The 16538-nt window shown below is 71.3% G+C and carries 15 protein-coding genes; 5 read left to right on the top strand and 10 right to left on the bottom strand.

Translation table 11 applies throughout. The features are described 5' to 3' along the window. The first annotated feature begins 222 nt into the window (after window positions 1-222). The 3 genes from ACFV9G_RS21490 to araA are packed head-to-tail and all read left to right on the top strand — an operon-like array spanning window position 223 to window position 4119. Window positions 223-1857 (top strand): xylulokinase, encoded by a 1635-nt coding sequence (locus ACFV9G_RS21490; protein WP_378729677.1) that lies wholly within the window; start codon window positions 223-225, stop codon window positions 1855-1857. Continuing rightward, complete coding sequence (locus ACFV9G_RS21485; protein WP_378729675.1) at window positions 1857-2546, top strand: L-ribulose-5-phosphate 4-epimerase; 690 nt, start codon at window positions 1857-1859, stop codon at window positions 2544-2546. The genes ACFV9G_RS21490 and ACFV9G_RS21485 overlap by 1 nt, the downstream gene beginning before the upstream one ends. A gap of 46 nt (window positions 2547-2592) precedes the next feature. Beyond that, window positions 2593-4119 (top strand): L-arabinose isomerase, encoded by a 1527-nt coding sequence (araA, locus tag ACFV9G_RS21480; RefSeq protein WP_378729673.1) that lies wholly within the window; start codon window positions 2593-2595, stop codon window positions 4117-4119. On the opposite strand, the gene ACFV9G_RS21475 is transcribed toward araA, so the two are convergent. The 3 genes from ACFV9G_RS21475 to ACFV9G_RS21465 form a co-directional block, all read right to left on the bottom strand. Further along, window positions 4095-5087, bottom strand: coding sequence for an NAD-dependent epimerase/dehydratase family protein (locus tag ACFV9G_RS21475; RefSeq protein ID WP_378729671.1), 993 nt, complete (start codon window positions 5085-5087; stop codon window positions 4095-4097). The genes araA and ACFV9G_RS21475 overlap by 25 nt on opposite strands. A gap of 68 nt (window positions 5088-5155) precedes the next feature. Next, complete coding sequence (locus ACFV9G_RS21470) at window positions 5156-6553, bottom strand: FAD-binding oxidoreductase (protein WP_378729669.1); 1398 nt, start codon at window positions 6551-6553, stop codon at window positions 5156-5158. Window positions 6554-6591: 38 nt separating this feature from the next. Next, entirely contained in the window at window positions 6592-7836 is a 1245-nt protein-coding gene (locus ACFV9G_RS21465) for an alpha-hydroxy acid oxidase (protein ID WP_378729667.1), read from the bottom strand. A gap of 76 nt (window positions 7837-7912) precedes the next feature. On the opposite strand from ACFV9G_RS21465, the gene ACFV9G_RS21460 reads away from it, so the two are divergent. Continuing rightward, window positions 7913-9034 carry a mandelate racemase/muconate lactonizing enzyme family protein gene (locus ACFV9G_RS21460; RefSeq protein WP_378729665.1) on the top strand — a complete coding sequence of 374 codons (1122 nt, stop codon included), beginning with the start codon at window positions 7913-7915 and terminating at the stop codon, window positions 9032-9034. Next, window positions 9031-9714: a FadR/GntR family transcriptional regulator gene (locus tag ACFV9G_RS21455; RefSeq protein ID WP_378729663.1), complete on the top strand. Its 684-nt coding sequence runs from the start codon at window positions 9031-9033 to the stop codon at window positions 9712-9714. Before ACFV9G_RS21460 ends, ACFV9G_RS21455 begins: the two co-directional genes overlap by 4 nt. 60 nt (window positions 9715-9774) lie before the next feature. On the opposite strand, the gene ACFV9G_RS21450 is transcribed toward ACFV9G_RS21455, so the two are convergent. The 7 genes from ACFV9G_RS21450 to ACFV9G_RS21420 form a co-directional block, all read right to left on the bottom strand. Continuing rightward, window positions 9775-10611 (bottom strand): NAD-dependent epimerase/dehydratase family protein, encoded by an 837-nt coding sequence (locus tag ACFV9G_RS21450; protein WP_378729661.1) that lies wholly within the window; start codon window positions 10609-10611, stop codon window positions 9775-9777. Further along, the gene (locus ACFV9G_RS21445) at window positions 10608-11660 is read right to left on the bottom strand and encodes a TRAP transporter substrate-binding protein (RefSeq protein ID WP_378729659.1); all 1053 of its coding nucleotides are present in this window, start codon (window positions 11658-11660) and stop codon (window positions 10608-10610) included. Before ACFV9G_RS21445 ends, ACFV9G_RS21450 begins: the two co-directional genes overlap by 4 nt. A 22-nt stretch (window positions 11661-11682) precedes the next feature. After that, entirely contained in the window at window positions 11683-12978 is a 1296-nt protein-coding gene (locus tag ACFV9G_RS21440; RefSeq protein WP_378729657.1) for a TRAP transporter large permease, read from the bottom strand. Between the two features lie 26 nt (window positions 12979-13004). Then, a complete protein-coding gene (locus ACFV9G_RS21435) occupies window positions 13005-13529 on the bottom strand; it encodes a TRAP transporter small permease (RefSeq protein ID WP_378729655.1) in 525 nt (174 codons plus the stop codon). Continuing rightward, a complete protein-coding gene (locus ACFV9G_RS21430) occupies window positions 13526-14725 on the bottom strand; it encodes a hypothetical protein (RefSeq protein WP_378729653.1) in 1200 nt (399 codons plus the stop codon). The genes ACFV9G_RS21435 and ACFV9G_RS21430 overlap by 4 nt, the downstream gene beginning before the upstream one ends. A 137-nt stretch (window positions 14726-14862) precedes the next feature. Continuing rightward, a complete protein-coding gene (locus tag ACFV9G_RS21425) occupies window positions 14863-16140 on the bottom strand; it encodes a glucarate dehydratase family protein (RefSeq protein ID WP_378729651.1) in 1278 nt (425 codons plus the stop codon). Further along, window positions 16137-16532 (bottom strand): universal stress protein, encoded by a 396-nt coding sequence (locus ACFV9G_RS21420; RefSeq protein WP_091048245.1) that lies wholly within the window; start codon window positions 16530-16532, stop codon window positions 16137-16139. Before ACFV9G_RS21420 ends, ACFV9G_RS21425 begins: the two co-directional genes overlap by 4 nt. Window positions 16533-16538 lie beyond the last annotated feature (6 nt).

The raw sequence follows: 16538 nt of genomic DNA, 5'->3' as shown, positions 1-16538 counted from the left end.
GGGGCTGACGTGTCGTCCGACGGGGCTGACGTGTCGTCCGACGGGGCTGACGTGTCGTCCGACGGGGCTGACGTGTCGTCCGACGGGGCTGACGTGTCGTCCGACGGGGCTGACGTCTCGGCAGAGGGCTACGGGGAACACAGAGGTAACCCGGCCGTCATATGTTAGCGTTCACATCGCCTCGAACCCCACCCCGAGCCGTCGGGCAGAAACGGAGCCGTGATGACGCAGCGAACAGGCCGCCTGCCTGACCTCGGAGAGACCGCGCTCGGCATCGAGCTGGGCTCCACCACGATCAAGGCGTGCCTGATCGGGCCCGACCACGCGACCGTCGCCACCGGCTCCCATCTGTGGGAGAACGAGCTCGTCGACGGCCTGTGGACCTACTCGCTCGAGGCGGTCTGGGCAGGTGTGCAGGGCGCGGTGGCCGCCCTCGGTGACGAGGTCGAGCGCCGCTACGGCCGTCGTCCGGACACCTTCGGGTCGATCGGGGTCTCGGCGATGATGCACGGCTACCTCGCCTTCGACGAGGCCGGCGAGCTGCTGGTGCCCTTCCGCACCTGGCGCAACACCAACACCGCCGTCGCCGCGGCCGAGCTGTCGGAGCTCTTCGGCACCAACATCCCGTTGCGCTGGTCGGTCGCTCATCTCTACCAGGCCATCCTCGACGACGAGCCCCACCTGCCGAAGATCGCCTCGCTGACCACGCTCGCGGGCTACGTCCACCGCGCGCTCACCGGACACCACGTGCTCGGTGTCGGCGACGCCTCCGGCGTCTTCCCCATCGATCCGGCCACCGGAACCTACGACCAGCGGATGCTCGAGCAGCTCGGTCATCTGGCCGCCGCCAAGCGCCCCGGTCTGCGGGTCGAGGGGCTGCTCCCGCAGGTCCTCCCGGCAGGCGCCGCCGCCGGCCGGCTCACCGAGGAGGGTGCCGCGCTGCTCGACCCGACAGGCACGCTCCACGCAGGCATCCCGCTGTGCCCGCCCGAGGGCGACGCCGGCACCGGGATGGTCGCCACCAACTCCGTGGCCAAGCGCACCGGGAACGTCAGCGCCGGCACCTCGATCTTCGCGATGGTCGTCCTCGAGGCCCCGCTGGCGACCGTCCACCACGCCATCGACATCGTCACCACCCCGGCCGGCGACCCGGTCGCGATGGTGCACTGCAACAACGGCGCCAGCGAGCTCGACGCCTGGGCCGGGGTCTTCGGCGAGTTCGCGGCCGCGCTCGGCCACCCCTGCGAACCCGACGCCGTCTTCGGAGCCCTGCTCACCGCGGCCCTGAAGGGCTCGCCCGACGGCGGCGGCCTGCTGGCCTACAACTACCTGGCCGGCGAGCCCATCACCGGCCTCGACGAGGGCCGCCCGCTGTTCGTACGCACCCCCGGCGGCCGCCTCGACCTCGCCGGGTTCGCGCGCGCCCAGGTCTACGGCGTCTTCGGCACGCTCGCCCTCGGCATGCGCGTCCTCGCCGATCAGGGCGTCGAGATCGACGCGATGTTCGCCCATGGTGGCCTGTTCCGCACCGCGGGCGTCGCCCAGCGGCTGCTCGCCGCGGCCATCGGCGCCCCGGTCGCTGTCGGCCGTACCGCCGGCGAGGGTGGCGCCTGGGGGATCGCGGTCCTGGCTGCGTACGCCCGGGCGGCCGAGGGCGAGGACGACCTCGGCCTGAGCGCCTACCTCGCCGAGCGCGTCTTCGGTGACATCGACCTCGAGGTCGTCGAGCCGGACGCCGCCGACCTGGCCGGGTTCCGGACCTATCTCGAGCGTTACGAGGCCGGCCTGGACATCGAGCGCGCCGCCGTGGCCGCGCTCGCCCCGACCGCAGGAACCGCAGCAGAAGGAGACCAGTGATGACCGGCGTACCCGCCGCGCTTCGCACCGCCGTCGACGCCGCCAAGGAGCGCGTCGCCGCGCTGCACGCCGAGCTGCCCCGCTGGGAGCTGGTCGTGTGGACCGCCGGGAACGTCTCCGAGCGGGTGTCGAACCCGGACGGGGAGGACCTGCTGGTCATCAAGCCCTCCGGTGTCGCCTACGAGGACATCACCGCCGAGGCGATGGTCGTGTGCGACCTGGCCGGCAACCTCGTCGAGGGTGAGCGGTCGCCGTCCTCGGACACCGCCGCCCATGCGTACGTCTATGCCAACATGCCCGAGGTCGGGGGAGTGGTCCACACCCACTCCACCTACGCCACCGCCTGGGCGGCGCGGGGGGAGGAGATCCCCTGCGTGCTGACGATGATGGCCGACGAGTTCGGCGGCCCGGTCCCGGTCGGCCCGTTCGCGATCATCGGCGACGACTCGATCGGGCGCGGCATCGTGGAGACGCTGCGCGACTCGCACAGCCCCGCGGTGCTCATGCAGAACCACGGCCCGTTCACCATCGGCAAGGACGGCCGCGCGGCGGTCAAGGCCGCGGTGATGTGCGAGGAGGTCGCCCGCACGGTGCACATCGCGCGCCAGCTCGGCCAGCCGCTCCCGATCGACCCCCATCACGTCGACGCGCTCTACGACCGCTACCAGAACGTCTACGGCCAGCACTGAGCTGCGCCGTCCTCGAACCACATCCAGCACTGGAAGGACCCCCCACATGAGCAACCCCACAGCGCCGAAACCCTATGGCGACCGCGAGGTCTGGTTCTTCACCGGCAGCCAGGACCTCTACGGCGAGGAGACCCTTCGCCAGGTCGCTGAGCAGTCCCAGGAGGTCGCCCGTGCGCTGGACGCCTCCGGCGACGTACCGGCGAAGGTCGTGTGGAAGCCCGTCCTGAAGGACTCGGCGGCCATCCGCCGGGCGATGCTCGAGGCCAACTCCGACGACAACGTCCTCGGCGTCATCACCTGGATGCACACCTTCAGCCCGGCCAAGATGTGGATCGCCGGCCTGGACGCGCTGCAGAAGCCGCTCCTGCACCTGCACACCCAGGCCAACGTCGAGCTCCCCTGGTCGGAGATCGACATGGACTTCATGAACCTCAACCAGGCCGCGCACGGCGACCGTGAGTACGCCTACATCGCCACCCGCCTCGGCGTCGCCCGCACCACCGTCGTCGGGCACGTCTCCAACCCGGCGGTCACCCGTCGCGTCGGCACCTGGGTCCGCGGCGCCGCCGGCTGGGCCGCCACCCACGGGCTCAACCTGGTCCGTTTCGGCGACAACATGCGCAACGTCGCGGTCACCGAGGGCGACAAGACCGAGGCCGAGCTGCGCTTCGGCGTCTCGGTCAACACCTGGGGTGTCAACGACCTGGTCGCCGCCGTCGAGGCCGTGGACGAGGCCGCCGTGGACGCGCTCGTCGCCGAGTACGAGGACCTCTACGACGTCGTCCCCGAGCTCCGCCGTGGCGGCGAGCGTCACGACTCGCTGCGCTACGCCGCCCGCCAGGAGATCGCCATGGAGGCGTTCCTGGTGGAGCGGGACGCGAAGGCGTTCACCACCAACTTCGAGGACCTCGGTGGCCTGCGCCAGCTCCCCGGCATCGCGGTGCAGCGGCTGATGAGCAAGGGCTACGGCTTCGGTGCCGAGGGCGACTGGAAGACCGCGGTCCTGGTGCGGGCCGCGAAGGTGATGGGGGAGGGGCTGCCCGGTGGCGCCTCCCTGATGGAGGACTACACCTACGACCTCACCCCGGGCGCGGAGGTCATCCTCGGTGCCCACATGCTCGAGGTCTGCCCCTCGCTGACGACCTCCACCCCGCGCGTCGAGATCCACCCGCTCGGCATCGGCGACCGCGAGGACCCGGTCCGGATGGTCTTCGACGCCGATCCTGGCGAGGGTGCCGTGGTCGTCTCGCTGGCCGACATGCGCGACCGCTTCCGGCTGACCGCCAACGTGGTCGACGTCGTCCCCCCGACGCAGGCGCTGCCCAACCTGCCGGTCGCGCGCGCCGTCTGGGCCCCGCGCCCCGACTTCGCGACCTCGGCCGAGGCCTGGCTGACCGCCGGCGGCGCGCACCACACGGTGATGTCGACCGCCGCCGGGATCGAGGCCTTCGAGGTCTTCGCCAACATCGCCCGCACCGAGCTGCTGGTCATCGACGAGTCCACCACCCGTCGCGGCTTCGCCGACCAGGTGCGCTGGAACCAGGTGTTCTACCGGGTCGCCCAGGGGCTCTGACGCCACACGTCGAGGAGCTCGGCCTCGCGGGTCGGCGAGATGCCGGTGACGTACGCATCGGGGGTGGCCTCCAGCCAGGCGAGGGAGTCTCGGGCGGTCTCGGCGATCGGGCGGGTGGTGAGGCCGGCTGCCATGGCCGAGGTGGTGTCGTGGGCGAGCATCCCGTCGTACTCGGGGCGGGGGAGCCACAGCGGGATCGAGCCGGCGCCTGACCAGGGGTCGACGTCGTTGGCCTGGAGGAAGTCCTGGGGGAGCCAGCTCCAGGCCGGGGTGGTGCCGACGCCGCTCGCGGTCTCGGTCAGCAGGGTGCTGATCGGCATCGACGGACCGGTGGCGTCGAAGGTGCCATCGGTCCGGTTGGTGGCGCAGTGGAGGATCCAGTCCGCCAGGTCGCGTACGTCGATGACCTGGGTGCTGTCGTCGGGCGTGCCGGGAGCGAGGATCTCGCCGCCGGCTCTCAGGCGCCGCGGCCAGTAGGAGAACCGGCCGCTGGGGTCCCCTGGGCCCACGATCAGGCCGGGGCGGACGACGGTGGCTGAGGCCGCACCCGCACGGACGAGCTCCTCGCAGGCGACCTTCATCGAGCCGTACGCATCGGGGTCGTCATCCTCGACGTCGTCCGTCGCCGGAGCGAGGACAGGGAGCGAGTCCGGAGTGCCGCCGGGGGTGCCGTGGTCGGCGTACACGCTGATGGTCGAGACGAAGACCCAGTGGGCATCGCTGAAGGCGGCGACGGCAGAGCGAACCAACGAGGGGATCCGGGCCACGTCGACGACCGCGTCGAACTTCGCAGCCGTCAGGGCGGAGGGAGGTGTCTCGGTGCGGTCCCACGGCACCAGCTCCGCGCCCTCCGGGACGGTCCCCGACCGGCCGCGCGCTGCGCAGACCACCTCGTGACCGCTGCGTACTGCCGACTCCGCCACTGCGCGGGAGAGGAAGACTGTGCCGCCGAGCACCAGGATTCGCATGAGGACACGCAATCACCGCGAACGCCACGCGGCAAGCGATTCTGCTTCAGGCAGAGCGCTGCTCTGACTCACAGCACCTTGCGAGGGTTCATCACCCCGTCGGGGTCGATCGCCTGCTTGACGGCACGCAGGAGGTCGACCTCGACACCCGTCTTGTACGCAGCCGCCGCATCCCGCTTGAGCGCGCCGATCCCGTGCTCGGCGGAGATGCTGCCGCCGAGCGCGGTGACGGCGTCGTAGACGATCCGGGTCAGGGCGGGAGCGTCCCGCTTCAGCGCCGCGTCATCGCCGACGGGCGCGGAGATGTTGTAGTGCAGGTTGCCGTCCCCGATGTGTCCGTACGTCACCAGCCGCAGCCCCGGCAGCGCGGCGAGCAGCGCAGGGCCGACCTCGGCGACGAACCGGGACAGGGACGTGATCGGCAGGGTGACGTCGTGCTTGAGGGTGGTGCCCTCGCTCTTCTGCGCCTCCGATACGCCTTCGCGCAGCGCCCACAGCGACTCGCGCTGGGCCGGGCTGCCGGCGATCACGGCATCGACGAGCAGTCCCTGCTCGGCGGCGGCCCCGAGGGCCGACTCGAGGCGCTCGTCCACGTCGGTGGAGGTGCCGGCGAGCTCGACGAGCCCGTACCACTCGTGCCGCTCCGCGAACGGGTCGCGCACGCCGGGCAGGTGGGCGAGGACCAGGTCGAGCGCCTGCCGGCCGAGGAGCTCCCAGGTGGTCAGCTGACCGCCACCGTGCTCGCGGAGCAGGGGAAGCAGCTCGGTCGCGGCCTCGACCGACTCGAGCGCGACGAAGGCGGTCGCCCGGCGCGGTGTCGCGGGCAGCAGCCGCAGCACGGCGGCAGTGACGACGCCGAGCGTGCCCTCGGAGCCGATGAAGAGCTGCTTGAGGTCGTAGCCGGTGTTGTCCTTGCGCAGCGGTCGCAGCCCGTCCCAGACGCGGCCGTCGGGGAGCACCACCTCGAGCCCGAGCACCAGCTCGCGCATCATCCCGTAGCGCAGCACCGCGGTGCCGCCGGCGTTGGTCGCGATCGTGCCCCCGATGGTGCACGAGCCCTCCGAGCCGAGCGAGAGCGGGAAGAGCCGCCCGGCGGCCGCGGCGGCCTCCTGCGCGGTCGCCAAGGGCGTTCCGGCCTCGACGACGAGCGTGTCGGCGACCGGGTCGACCTCCCGGACCCGCCGCATCCGACCGAGCGAGAGCACGATCTGGTCGCTGCCGGAGTCGGGCACACCGCCGCCGACGAGGCCGGTGTTGCCGCCCTGCGGGACGACCCCGACGCCCGCCTCCGCGCACAGCCGGACCGCCGTCGCGACCTCGGCGGTCGAGGCCGGGCGCACGACCGCGAGGGCGGTGCCGGTGAAGCTGCCGGTCCAGTCGGTGACGTACGCCGCCATGTCGGCCGGATCGGTCAGCACCGCGCTCTCGCCGAGGGCGGCTCGCAGGTCGTGGACGAGGTCGGTCATCGGGTTCTCCTCGGGTCGGGTGGGGGAGGCGGGCGCGGTCATGCGGACCGCAGGCGTACGTGCTCGGGGCCGATCGCGGCGATGTCGGGGGTGCCGAGCAGGCACATCGCTCGGCGCAGCTCTTCGACCAGCAGCGTCAGGGTGGCGTCGACCCCCTGCTGGCCGGCGACCATCAGGCCGTAGAGATAGGGGCGGCCGATCACCACGCCGCGGGCCCCGAGCCCGAGCGCGGCCGCGATGTCGCCGCCGGAGCGGACCCCGGAGTCGATGTAGACCTCGGCCAGGTCGCCGACCGCGTCGACCACGGCCGGCAGCAGCTCCAGCGGAACCGGGGCGCGGTCGAGCTGACGGCCGCCGTGGTTGGACAGCACCACGGCGTCGGCGCCGGCCTCGACGCAGGCGACCGCGTCGGCGACCGAGAGCACACCCTTGACCACCACCGGGCCGTCCCAGTGCTCCTTGAGCCAGCCGATGTCCGAGGGCCGGATCGCCTGCTCGCGCAGCTCGTTGGACATGCCCCACCGGCCGTAGTGCGACCCCTCGGGGAACGTCGCGAACCGCAGCGGCTCGGTGGTCAGGATGTCGGCGACCCAGCCGGGGTGGCGGGCCATGCCCGCGAACGTACGCAGGCTCAGCTGGGGCGGGATCGCGAACCCGTTGAGCTTGTCCTTGCGCTTCATCCCGGTCACGGTCGTGTCGATGGTCAGCATCAGCGCCTCATAACCCTGCGAGGCCGCCTCGGTGATGTGGTCGAGCGTCACCGCCCGGTCCTTCATCAGATAGACCTGGAACCAGTTGCGTCCCTGCGGCGCCGCGTGGGCGACGTCGGTGATCGAGGTCGTCGCGTACGTCGAGAGCGTGTAGGGCAACCCCGCCGCGGCCGCCGCCGCGGCGACCGCCCGCTCGCCGGTGTGGTGGCTGAGCCGGGTGTAGCCGGTCGGCGCCAGCACGATGGGTGCCGCCGCGGGCCGACCCAGGATCGAGGTACGCACCTCCGGCTCGGCCACCTGGCCGAAGGCCGTGGGCCGCAGCTCGACGCGGTCGAAGGCCGCCCGGTTCCGGTGCATCGCGTGCTCGCCGTCCGAGCCGCCGTAGACGTAGTCCCAGACCGCCGTCGGCACCCGCCGGCGGGCGGCCCGCTCCAGGTCGTCGACGCTGAGACAGCGCGCCAGCCGCCGGTCGGCGGCCCGCCAGCGGAACGGCCGCGGCCGCAGGAAGGGCGCGAGATCGCGCCATCGGGGGACCTGCCGGACGACCTGCCGTACGACCTGAGAATCGGGCACGCTCTGGACTCCTCACCACTCATCGGATAAGTTCTGAACTTGTCATACAACTTAGCCCATCGAGGAGCATCCCGCCATGGCCGCCGACCGCATCACGTCACTGACCCTCTCCCACGTCGTCCTCCCGCTCGAGAACCCGGTCAGTGATGCCAAGGTGCTCACCGGGCGGCAGAAGCCGCTCACCGAGACCGTGCTGCTCTTCGTCGAGGTGACCACCGAGCAGGGCTTCGAGGGCATGGGGTTCAGCTACTCCAAGCGCGCCGGTGGCCCGGCGCAGTACGCCCACCTCAAGGAGATCGCCCAGGTCGCCATCGGCCAGGACCCCTCCGACATCGCCAAGATCTACGAGTCGCTGATGTGGGCCGGCGCCTCCGTCGGCCGCAGCGGTGTGGCGACCCAGGCCGTGGCCGCTCTCGACGTGGCGCTCTACGACCTCAAGGCCCGCCGCGCCGGCCTGCCGCTGGCCAAGCTGCTGGGTGCGCACCGCGACTCCTGCCGCGTCTACAACACCTCCGGCGGCTTCCTCCAGGCGAGCGTCGAGGAGATCAAGGAGAAGGCCACCGCGTCGCTGGAGGCCGGGATCGGCGGCATCAAGATCAAGGTCGGCCAGCCCGACTGGGCCGAGGACCTGCGTCGCGTCGCCGCGCTGCGCGAGCACCTCGGCGACACCCCGCTCATGGTCGACGCCAACCAGCAGTGGGACCGCGCCCGCGCCCGCCGGATGTGCCGCGAGCTCGAGCAGTTCGACCTGATCTGGATCGAGGAGCCCCTCGACGCCTGGGACGCCGTCGGCCACGCCGACCTGTCGCGTACGTTCGACACCCCGATCGCCACCGGCGAGATGCTGACCTCGGTGCCCGAGCACATGGCGCTGATCGACGCCGGCTACCGCGGCATCGTGCAGCCCGACGCGCCGCGCATCGGCGGGATCACCCCGTTCCTGAAGTTCGCCACCCTCGCCGCCCACGCCGGTCTGGCGCTCGCGCCGCACTACGCGATGGAGATCCACCTCCACCTCGCCGCGGCCTACCCGACCGAGCCGTGGGTGGAGCACTTCGAGTGGCTCAACCCGCTCTTCGAGGAGCGCATCGACATCCACGACGGCCAGATGTGGGTGCCGGACCGCCCGGGTCTCGGCTTCACGCTCAGCGACCAGATGCGCAAGCACACCGTGGAGACGGCTAAGTTCTCGGCATGACAGTTAGCGCCGGGCTGGCCGATCGCGTCGTCTCCGGGATCAAGGACCAGATCCTCGCCGGAGACCTCGCGCCGGGTGAGAAGCTGCCCTCGGAGTCCGACCTGGTCGGGACGTACGGGGTGTCGCGGACGGTGGCGCGCGAGGCGGTCACCCGGCTGCGCGCCGAGGGTCTCGTCGAGACCTTCCAGGGTCGCGGCTCGTTCGTCCTGGCGGTCCCGGCGCCCTCGCCGTTCGCGCTGGAGTCCTCCGCGATCCGTACGCAGCACGACGTGCTCGACATGGTCGACTTCCGGCTCGGCGTCGAGTGTGAGGCGGCGGCCCTGGCCGCCGCCCACCTCGACGAGCAGGGCTCGCGCGCCATCGAGGAGGCGCTCGCGGCGCTGGCTGCCGCGGATCCCGACGGCGCCGTGGAGGCCGACTTCGCCTTCCACCGTGCCGTCGCGGCCGCGACCGGCAACCGCTTCTACCTCGACCTGATGGACTCGCTGGGCCCGATGATGATCATGCTGCCCCGCACCCGGCTCGGCGACGCCTACTCGCCCAGCGACGCGCTCCACGTCGAGCGGGTGCAGCGCGAGCACGACAACGTCGCGGCCGCGATCCTCGCCGGTGACGCCGACACCGCCCGGGCGGCGATGCGGGTGCATCTGGGCAGCACCCGCCGGCGTCTGCGGCAGTGACCCTGGGAAAAGGAGAACGGGTGGCCCGGCGACAGCCGGACCACCCGTTCCCCATGGGGTCTATTTCTGTTGCTGCTCACCCAGCGGCGTGAAGCAGAACTTCCCTCCGGCCAGGCGCTCCTCAGGACCCTGCGGACCATCGTCGATCGCATCGCCGAGCAGTTCGGCGGCGAAGATCTCGGAGTCGTCCTGCGGGTGGTAGCCGATCGCCTCACCGGCCTCCAGCGACCACCAGCGACGGGTGTTGCGGGAGATGCCCCACACCACCCGGAAGCCGGGCTCGGGAGTGGCCAGGCACGCCTCGAGGAGCCGCGCGCCGTCGTCGGGTGACATCCACGTCCACAGCGAGCGGCGGTCCCAGGGCCTCTCGAAGCACGAGCCGATCCGCAGCGCGGTCACATCGATGCCGTAGCGGTCGTGGAAGAGGCTGCCGAGCGCCTCCATCGCGACCTTGCTGACCCCGTAGTAGGTGTCCGGTCGCGGAAAGGCGCCGGCGGCCAGCCCCTCGGCGGGGCCCTCGGAGCGCACCGTGTCGAGGTCGTAGAAACCGGCGGCGTGGTTGCTCGAGGCGAGCACCACGCGCGCCACCCCGGCGTCCCGGGCGGCCTCCAGGACCACCCGGGTGCCGTCGATGTTCGCCGAGAGGATGTCGGCCCAGGGCCCCTCGACGCTGATGCCGCCCAGATGGATGATCGCCTCGACGCCCTCGCAGGCAGCACTCATCGCCGCCTCGTCGGTCACCGACGCCTCGATGACCTCGACGGCCTCGCCCTCGGCGGGAGGCTCGGGACGTACGACGTCGAGGAGGCGAAGCACCCGGCCCTCACGGGCCAGGCGAGTGCGCATCAGCCGCCCGACGACGCCGCTGGCCCCGGTGATCAGAACGGTCTCCGTCATGCGCTGCGCAGCTCCTCGACGGCGGCGATGTAGTCGCCCAGGTCCGCGCCGTGCCTGTCGATGACCGACTGGGTCGCCTCGCGCCAGGGCGCGAGGTCGCTGATCTCGTTGACCGTGACGCCCTCGCCGCGGAGCTTCTCCAGGTCGGTCTCGACCTGGGCGTCCCACTTCTCCCGCTGGAACGGGGCGGCCTCGTCGGCGGCCTTCTGCAGCGCCTCCTGATCCTTGGAGTCGAGCCCGTCCCAGGTGTCCTTGTTGATGAGGAGCACCTCGGCGACGCGCATGTGCCGGTCCAGCGTGTAGTTCTTCGCGACCTCGTAGTGGGACGCGGAGTAGTAGGAGGGCTCGTTGTTCTCGGCACCGTCGAGCAGTCCGCTCTGCAGCGAGCTGTAGACCTCGCCGTAGTCCATCGGGGTGGGGGAGCCGCCGAGAGCCTTGATGAAGTCGATCTGCACCTGCGACTCCTGGACCCGGATCTTGAGTCCCTTGACGTCGGCCGGCGCCGTGATGGGCTTCTTCGAGGTGTAGAAGCTGCGGGCACCGGGGTCGAAGTAGCCCAGCCCCTTGAAGCCGGCGCCGTCGGCCTCGCCGAGCAGCTTCTTGCCGCTCTCGCTCTCGAGGAAGCGCCACAGGTGGTCGGCGTCGTCGAAGAGGTACGGCAGGCTGAACAGCCCCATCGCGGGCACGAACTCGCCCATCGGGGCCGAGCTGATCCGGGTCATCTCGATCGAGCCCATCTGCACCTGCTCGATCGCGTCGGACTCCTCGCCGAGCTGGGCGTTGGGGTAGACCTGGATCTTGATCCGGCCGTCGCTGTACTTCTCGGCCAGCTCGGCGAACTTCTTGTCGCCCAGCGTGGTCGGGTAGTCGTCGGGATGGGTCTCGGCGAGCTTGAAGGTCTTCGAGCCTCCGCCTCCGCCGCCGCTGCCGGCGAGAGACCCGCCGCCGCACGCGCTGAGGGCGAGGCCGCCGGCGACCGCGGCGGCACCGAAGGCGCCGGCCTTGAACAGGGAGCGCCGGGCGAGCGGCGTGGGGGATGAGGTGTTCATGGTTGGGTCCTTTCGATGGTGACTACTGGCCGAGCGCATCGGGGAGGGCGAGCGAGAAGAACGGGACGTACGTGATCAGCAGCAGGACGATGAGCATCGGGATGAGGAAGAGGCCGACCATCTTGATGACCTTCTCGATGGACGTACGTCCGATGGCGCAGCCGACGAAGAGGACGTTGCCGACCGGCGGGGTGATCAGCCCGATGGCCAGGTTGAAGACGAGCATGATCCCGAACTGGACCGGGTCCATGCCGAGCCCCGTGGCGACCGGCAGCAGGATCGGCGTCATGATCACGATGAGCGGAGCCATGTCCATGATCGCGCCGAGCACGAGCAGCAGCAGGTTGATCAGCAGCAGCACCACGACGATGTTGTCGGAGATGCCGAGGAGGGCGTCGGTGGCCAGCGCCGGCACCTGCAGGAAGGCCAGGAAGTAGCCGAAGGCACCCGCCGCCGCGATGATGAACAGCACCACGCCGAGGGTGCGCAGGGCGCTCTGCAGGATCGGGATCATCGCCTTGAGCGGCAGGTCGCGGTAGACGAAGAAGGTCAGGATGAAGGCGTACAGGCAGGCGATCGCAGCCGACTCGGTCGCGGTGAAGATGCCGCTGAGGATGCCGCCCAGGATGATCACCGGCATCAGCAGGCTGAGCAGGCCCTCGCCGATGATCTTCGGTACGTCCTTGAGCGGGACCAGCTCCTCCTTCGGGTAGCCGCGCTTGACCGCCACGATGTAGGCCATCACCATCAGCGACGCACCGAGCAGGAGCCCCGGGATCACGCCCGCCGTGAACAGGGCGCCGATCGAGACGCCGCCCGCTGCCATCGAGTAGATGATCAGGTTGTGGCTCGGCGGGATCATGACCGCCTGGGTGGCGCCGGAGACGGTGACGGCGACCGCGTAGTCGGTGTCGTAGCCGCGCTTCTTCATCATCGGGATCGTCACCGACCCGATCGCGGAGACGTCCGCGACCGAGGAGCCGGACAGGGCACCGAAGAAGGTGCTGGCGCCGATGTTGACCATCCCGAGGCCGCCGCGGACCCAGCCGACGAGCAGCCCGGCCAGGGCGATCAGGCGGCGGGAGATCCCGCCCGTGCCCATGATCTCGCCGCCGAGGATGAAGAACGGGATGGCCAGCAGGGCGAAGGTGTCGAGACCGGCGACCATCCGCTGGCCGACGGTGGTCAGTGGCAGGCCGATGTAGAGCGCCTCGAAGATGGCGGCCAGGGCGAGCGCCAGGGCGACCGGGACGCGGAGCAGGACGAGGACGGCGAAGCCACCCAGCAAGATGGCGATGGCAAGTGGATCGATAGGCATGGGGGAGTCCTTCGGCTTGCGGCGGCTCAGCCGATCTCGGCTGCATCGTCAGGCTCGGCGTACCGCTGGGTACTGATGCCGAAGGCCTGGAGGACGGTGTAGAGGATGATCATGGCGCCGGCGACCGGCATCATGAGGTAGAGGACGCTGCGGGGGAGCCCGGTGCCGGCCAGGGTCGCCGCCTGGGCGTCGATGACGAACTGGGTTTCCTGGAGGATCAGGAAGAGACCGAACCCGAGCAGCAGCACCTGGACGAACCGGTCGATCACCGACCTGAGCGTCGCCGGGAACTTGTCCACCAGGAAGGTGACCGCGATGTGGGCGCCCTCGCGGAAGCCGATCGCGGCGCCGAGGAAGCCGATCCAGACCAGCAGGATCCGGGCCGTCTCCTCGCTCCAGCTGGGGGAGTTGCTCAGCAGCTCACGGCTGAACACCTGCCACAACACGATGACGAGCGTGGCGACCAGGCACAGGATGCAGAAGGCCTCGAAGACCGTGTCGACCGCGCGCCAGGCGCGTCTGAGCGTTCCGTTCTCGTTGCGGGTGTTCATCGGCGTCGCTCCGTCCTCGTCGCGGCGGTGGTGGGGACCTTGGTCGCCTCGGCGAGCAGGTGCTGCCTGTCCGCGCTCGCCAGACCGAGGTGGTAGAGGTGGATCTGGTCGATCCCGGCATCGACCAGCGCCCGCACATGGACACCGAAGGCGTCCTCGGTGGTCGGCGGGAGAACGGTGACGTACGCAGCTGCTGCCGCCCGGCCGTCGACGGCTTCGACGAGCCGGCGCCCGGTCTCCACCGAGGCCTCGGTGGTCGGCCAGCAGAAGGAGACGACCAGGTCGACGTCGTCGGCCGTGGTCGGCGTCAGACCCGGGCTGGCGCCGGTGGCCCACGGGTCGGGCTGGGCGTGCAGGCCGATCTCGGCGATGTCGGGGGCGGCCTCGCGGACCGCCGCGATCACCCGGTGGCGGAGCTCGTCGGCCGCGGCATGGCGGGAGGCGAGGATCGCATCCAGCGCGGCCGGGTCCACGCCGGCTCCGGACGGTGCCGCGCCGGTCGCGTCACGCAGGGCGGCGACGGTGGCCTCCGGGTCGAGCCCGCGGGCGACCCAGTCCTCGCGACAGGCCCGGCAGCAGCAGATCGAGAGCAGGTCTTGGGCGGCGGCGTCGTAGGCGCCGTCGGTCTTCTCGTGGTGCCCGCCGTGGCCGAAGCCGAGGTGGCCGCAGGCCTCCAGGATCGCTGTGGAGACCGGGGCGTCGCGTACGGCCTCGGCGGCCAGGGTCTCCGCGTAGCGGCGGACGTCCTCCTGGCGGGCGCACAGGGCGTAGGAGTAGGGCTCGTCCCAGCAGTTGACGACCGCAAGGTCCGGGTTGGCCTCCCCGAGAATCGTGGAGTGGGTCAGGACGATCCAGGCGGCGACCTCGATCCCGGCCTCGGTGAGGATGGCTGCGGCCTCGCCGAACGGGTCCTCCGCCGCGACCCAGGTCGCCGCGGGCGGCACCAGTCGCGCGCCGGCCCAGGCCTCGGCGCGCAGCGGGCGGTAGAGCGCCGCGCTGCGAGCCTCGACGATCCGGTGCCCGGGGTGGAGCGGGGTCGCGGCGCGGGCGGTGTGGTAGGCCGCGGCGAGGGCGACCTTCGTGACTCCGAGCCCCCGGGCGCGATCGGCGAACGCAGGATCGCCGATCACGTCCCAGGGGTAGGCATATCCGACGACCGGGACGGTGCCGGTCCTTCCCGAGTCGGTCTCAGTCACCGGTGTCTGCTCCTGCCAGCCAGGGGTGTGGGGCGGAGCCGAGTGTGGCCCCGGTCACAGGAGACTGTCAGGATGCGCGATTCGTGTCCAAGGCACTTATCGCATCAGGCGATACCTCATAGGTATCGACCGATCGGTCACCAGCGTGAGGTGTTCGGCATGAAGTCCGGCTCGAAGGTACGCATGTAGACGGTGTCCTCCCGGCGACGCACACCGCAGCTGAGGTACTGCTCGTGCAGTTCGCCGAGCAGGTCACGATCGAGCTCCACACCGAGGCCGGGGCCGGTCGGCACCGCGACCGCGCCGTCCTTGAAGTCGAGCACCCCGGGGCGTACGACGTCCTGGGTCTTCCATGGGTAGTGGGTGTCGCAGGCGTAGGTCAGGTTGGGGGTCGCGGCGGCCAGGTGGATCATCGCGGCCAGGGAGACGCCGAGGTGGGAGTTGCTGTGCATCGACAGGCCCAGCCCGAAGGTGTCGGTGATGCCGCCCAGGAGCGCCGACTGGCGCAGTCCGCCCCACAGGTGGTGGTCGGAGAGCACGATCTGGACCGCGTCCGCCGCGATCGCCGGCTTGAGGTGCTCGAAGGCGATCACGCACATGTTGGTGGCCAGAGGTACGTCGGTGCGGGCCGAGACCTGCGCCATCCCCTCGATCCCGGGGGTGGGGTCCTCGAGATACTCCACGACGCCGGCCAGCCGCTCGGCGACCTTGACCGAGGTCTCCGGGGTCCAGGCGCCGTTGGGGTCGAGCCGCAGCGGCAGCTCGGGGAAGGCATCGCGGAGCGCCTCGATCGCGGCGCACTCCTCGTCGGGATGGAACACCCCGCCCTTCAGCTTGAGCGAGCCGAAGCCCCAGCCGTCGACCAGGCGCTTCGCCTGCGCGACGATCTGCTCGGGGTTCAGCGCCTCGCCCCACGCGTCGTCCGGCTGGCCGGGGTGGCCGGCCCACTTGTAGAACATGTAGCCGCTGAACGGCACCCGGTCGCGCACCGCGCCGCCGAGCAGGTCGCTCACCGGACGGCCCGCCTCGCGGGCGACCAGGTCGAGGCAGGCGACCTCGAAGGGGGAGTAGACCGTGTCGACCGCGGAGGAGACGTCGAGCATGCCCCCGAAGGAGGCACCCGCCCCGCCGGTCTCCTTGCCGAGCACGTCGACGACGAGCCGGCGCAGGCCGTGGGTGTCGTAGGGGTCCCGTCCGGGTAGGGCGGCGGCGACGGCGTCGAGGCGGGCGAGGTGGGTCTCGTCGGCGTACGTCTCCCCGAGCCCGACCAGGCCGGTGTCGGTGTGCAGCTCGACGATCGCGCGCAGCGCCCACGGCTGGTGGACGCCGACCACGTTGAGCAGCGGCGGGTCGGCGAACGCGACCGGGGTGACGACGACCTTCGAGATCCGGCTGGCGTTGAGGCCGGCGCTCATGCGGTCGGCTTCACGGCGAGGACGGGCACACCGGCGTCGAGCAGGATGCGCTGGGCGTCGCTGCCCAGCAGCGCCTTGCCGACCGGCGAGCGGCGGCGCAGCCCGATCACGATCAGCCGGGCGCCGGTCGAGGCGACCAGACCGTCGAACGTCTCCACGACGTCGGCGCCGTGCGTGGTGTGGTCGACGCGAGCGCTCACCCCGGCCTCGGCGGCGCGGGCGACGAGCTTCGCGGCCGCGGCCTCGTCGACGAGGTCGGTGTCCACGGTGGCGCCGCGGCGCGGGCTGTTGACGATGACGACGTCGTCGCCGCGGGCCGCCGCCTCGGCCAGGCCGGCCTCGAGGGCCGCCTCACCTACCGGTGTGGGTACGTAGCCGATCAGGATGGTCATGGTGTG

The sequence above is a fragment of the Nocardioides sp. NPDC059952 genome, assembly GCF_042730435.1.
GTDB lineage: Bacteria > Actinomycetota > Actinomycetes > Propionibacteriales > Nocardioidaceae > Nocardioides.
The sequence above is the reverse complement of the archived record's forward strand: the minus strand, read 5'-3'. Positions and strand labels throughout refer to the sequence as shown.

What these genes read in the sequence shown, in the direction of transcription:
- ACFV9G_RS21490 (WP_378729677.1), top strand. Translation starts at nt 223, where the DNA reads ATGACGCAGCGAACAGGCCGCCTGCCTGACCTCGGAGAGACCGCGCTC.
- ACFV9G_RS21485 (WP_378729675.1), top strand. Translation starts at nt 1,857, where the DNA reads ATGACCGGCGTACCCGCCGCGCTTCGCACCGCCGTCGACGCCGCCAAG.
- araA (WP_378729673.1), top strand. Translation starts at nt 2,593, where the DNA reads ATGAGCAACCCCACAGCGCCGAAACCCTATGGCGACCGCGAGGTCTGG.
- ACFV9G_RS21475 (WP_378729671.1), bottom strand. Translation starts at nt 5,087, where the DNA reads ATGCGAATCCTGGTGCTCGGCGGCACAGTCTTCCTCTCCCGCGCAGTG.
- ACFV9G_RS21470 (WP_378729669.1), bottom strand. Translation starts at nt 6,553, where the DNA reads ATGACCGACCTCGTCCACGACCTGCGAGCCGCCCTCGGCGAGAGCGCG.
- ACFV9G_RS21460 (WP_378729665.1), top strand. Translation starts at nt 7,913, where the DNA reads ATGGCCGCCGACCGCATCACGTCACTGACCCTCTCCCACGTCGTCCTC.
- ACFV9G_RS21455 (WP_378729663.1), top strand. Translation starts at nt 9,031, where the DNA reads ATGACAGTTAGCGCCGGGCTGGCCGATCGCGTCGTCTCCGGGATCAAG.
- ACFV9G_RS21450 (WP_378729661.1), bottom strand. Translation starts at nt 10,611, where the DNA reads ATGACGGAGACCGTTCTGATCACCGGGGCCAGCGGCGTCGTCGGGCGG.
- ACFV9G_RS21445 (WP_378729659.1), bottom strand. Translation starts at nt 11,660, where the DNA reads ATGAACACCTCATCCCCCACGCCGCTCGCCCGGCGCTCCCTGTTCAAG.
- ACFV9G_RS21440 (WP_378729657.1), bottom strand. Translation starts at nt 12,978, where the DNA reads ATGCCTATCGATCCACTTGCCATCGCCATCTTGCTGGGTGGCTTCGCC.
- ACFV9G_RS21435 (WP_378729655.1), bottom strand. Translation starts at nt 13,529, where the DNA reads ATGAACACCCGCAACGAGAACGGAACGCTCAGACGCGCCTGGCGCGCG.
- ACFV9G_RS21425 (WP_378729651.1), bottom strand. Translation starts at nt 16,140, where the DNA reads ATGAGCGCCGGCCTCAACGCCAGCCGGATCTCGAAGGTCGTCGTCACC.
- ACFV9G_RS21420 (WP_091048245.1), bottom strand. Translation starts at nt 16,532, where the DNA reads ATGACCATCCTGATCGGCTACGTACCCACACCGGTAGGTGAGGCGGCC.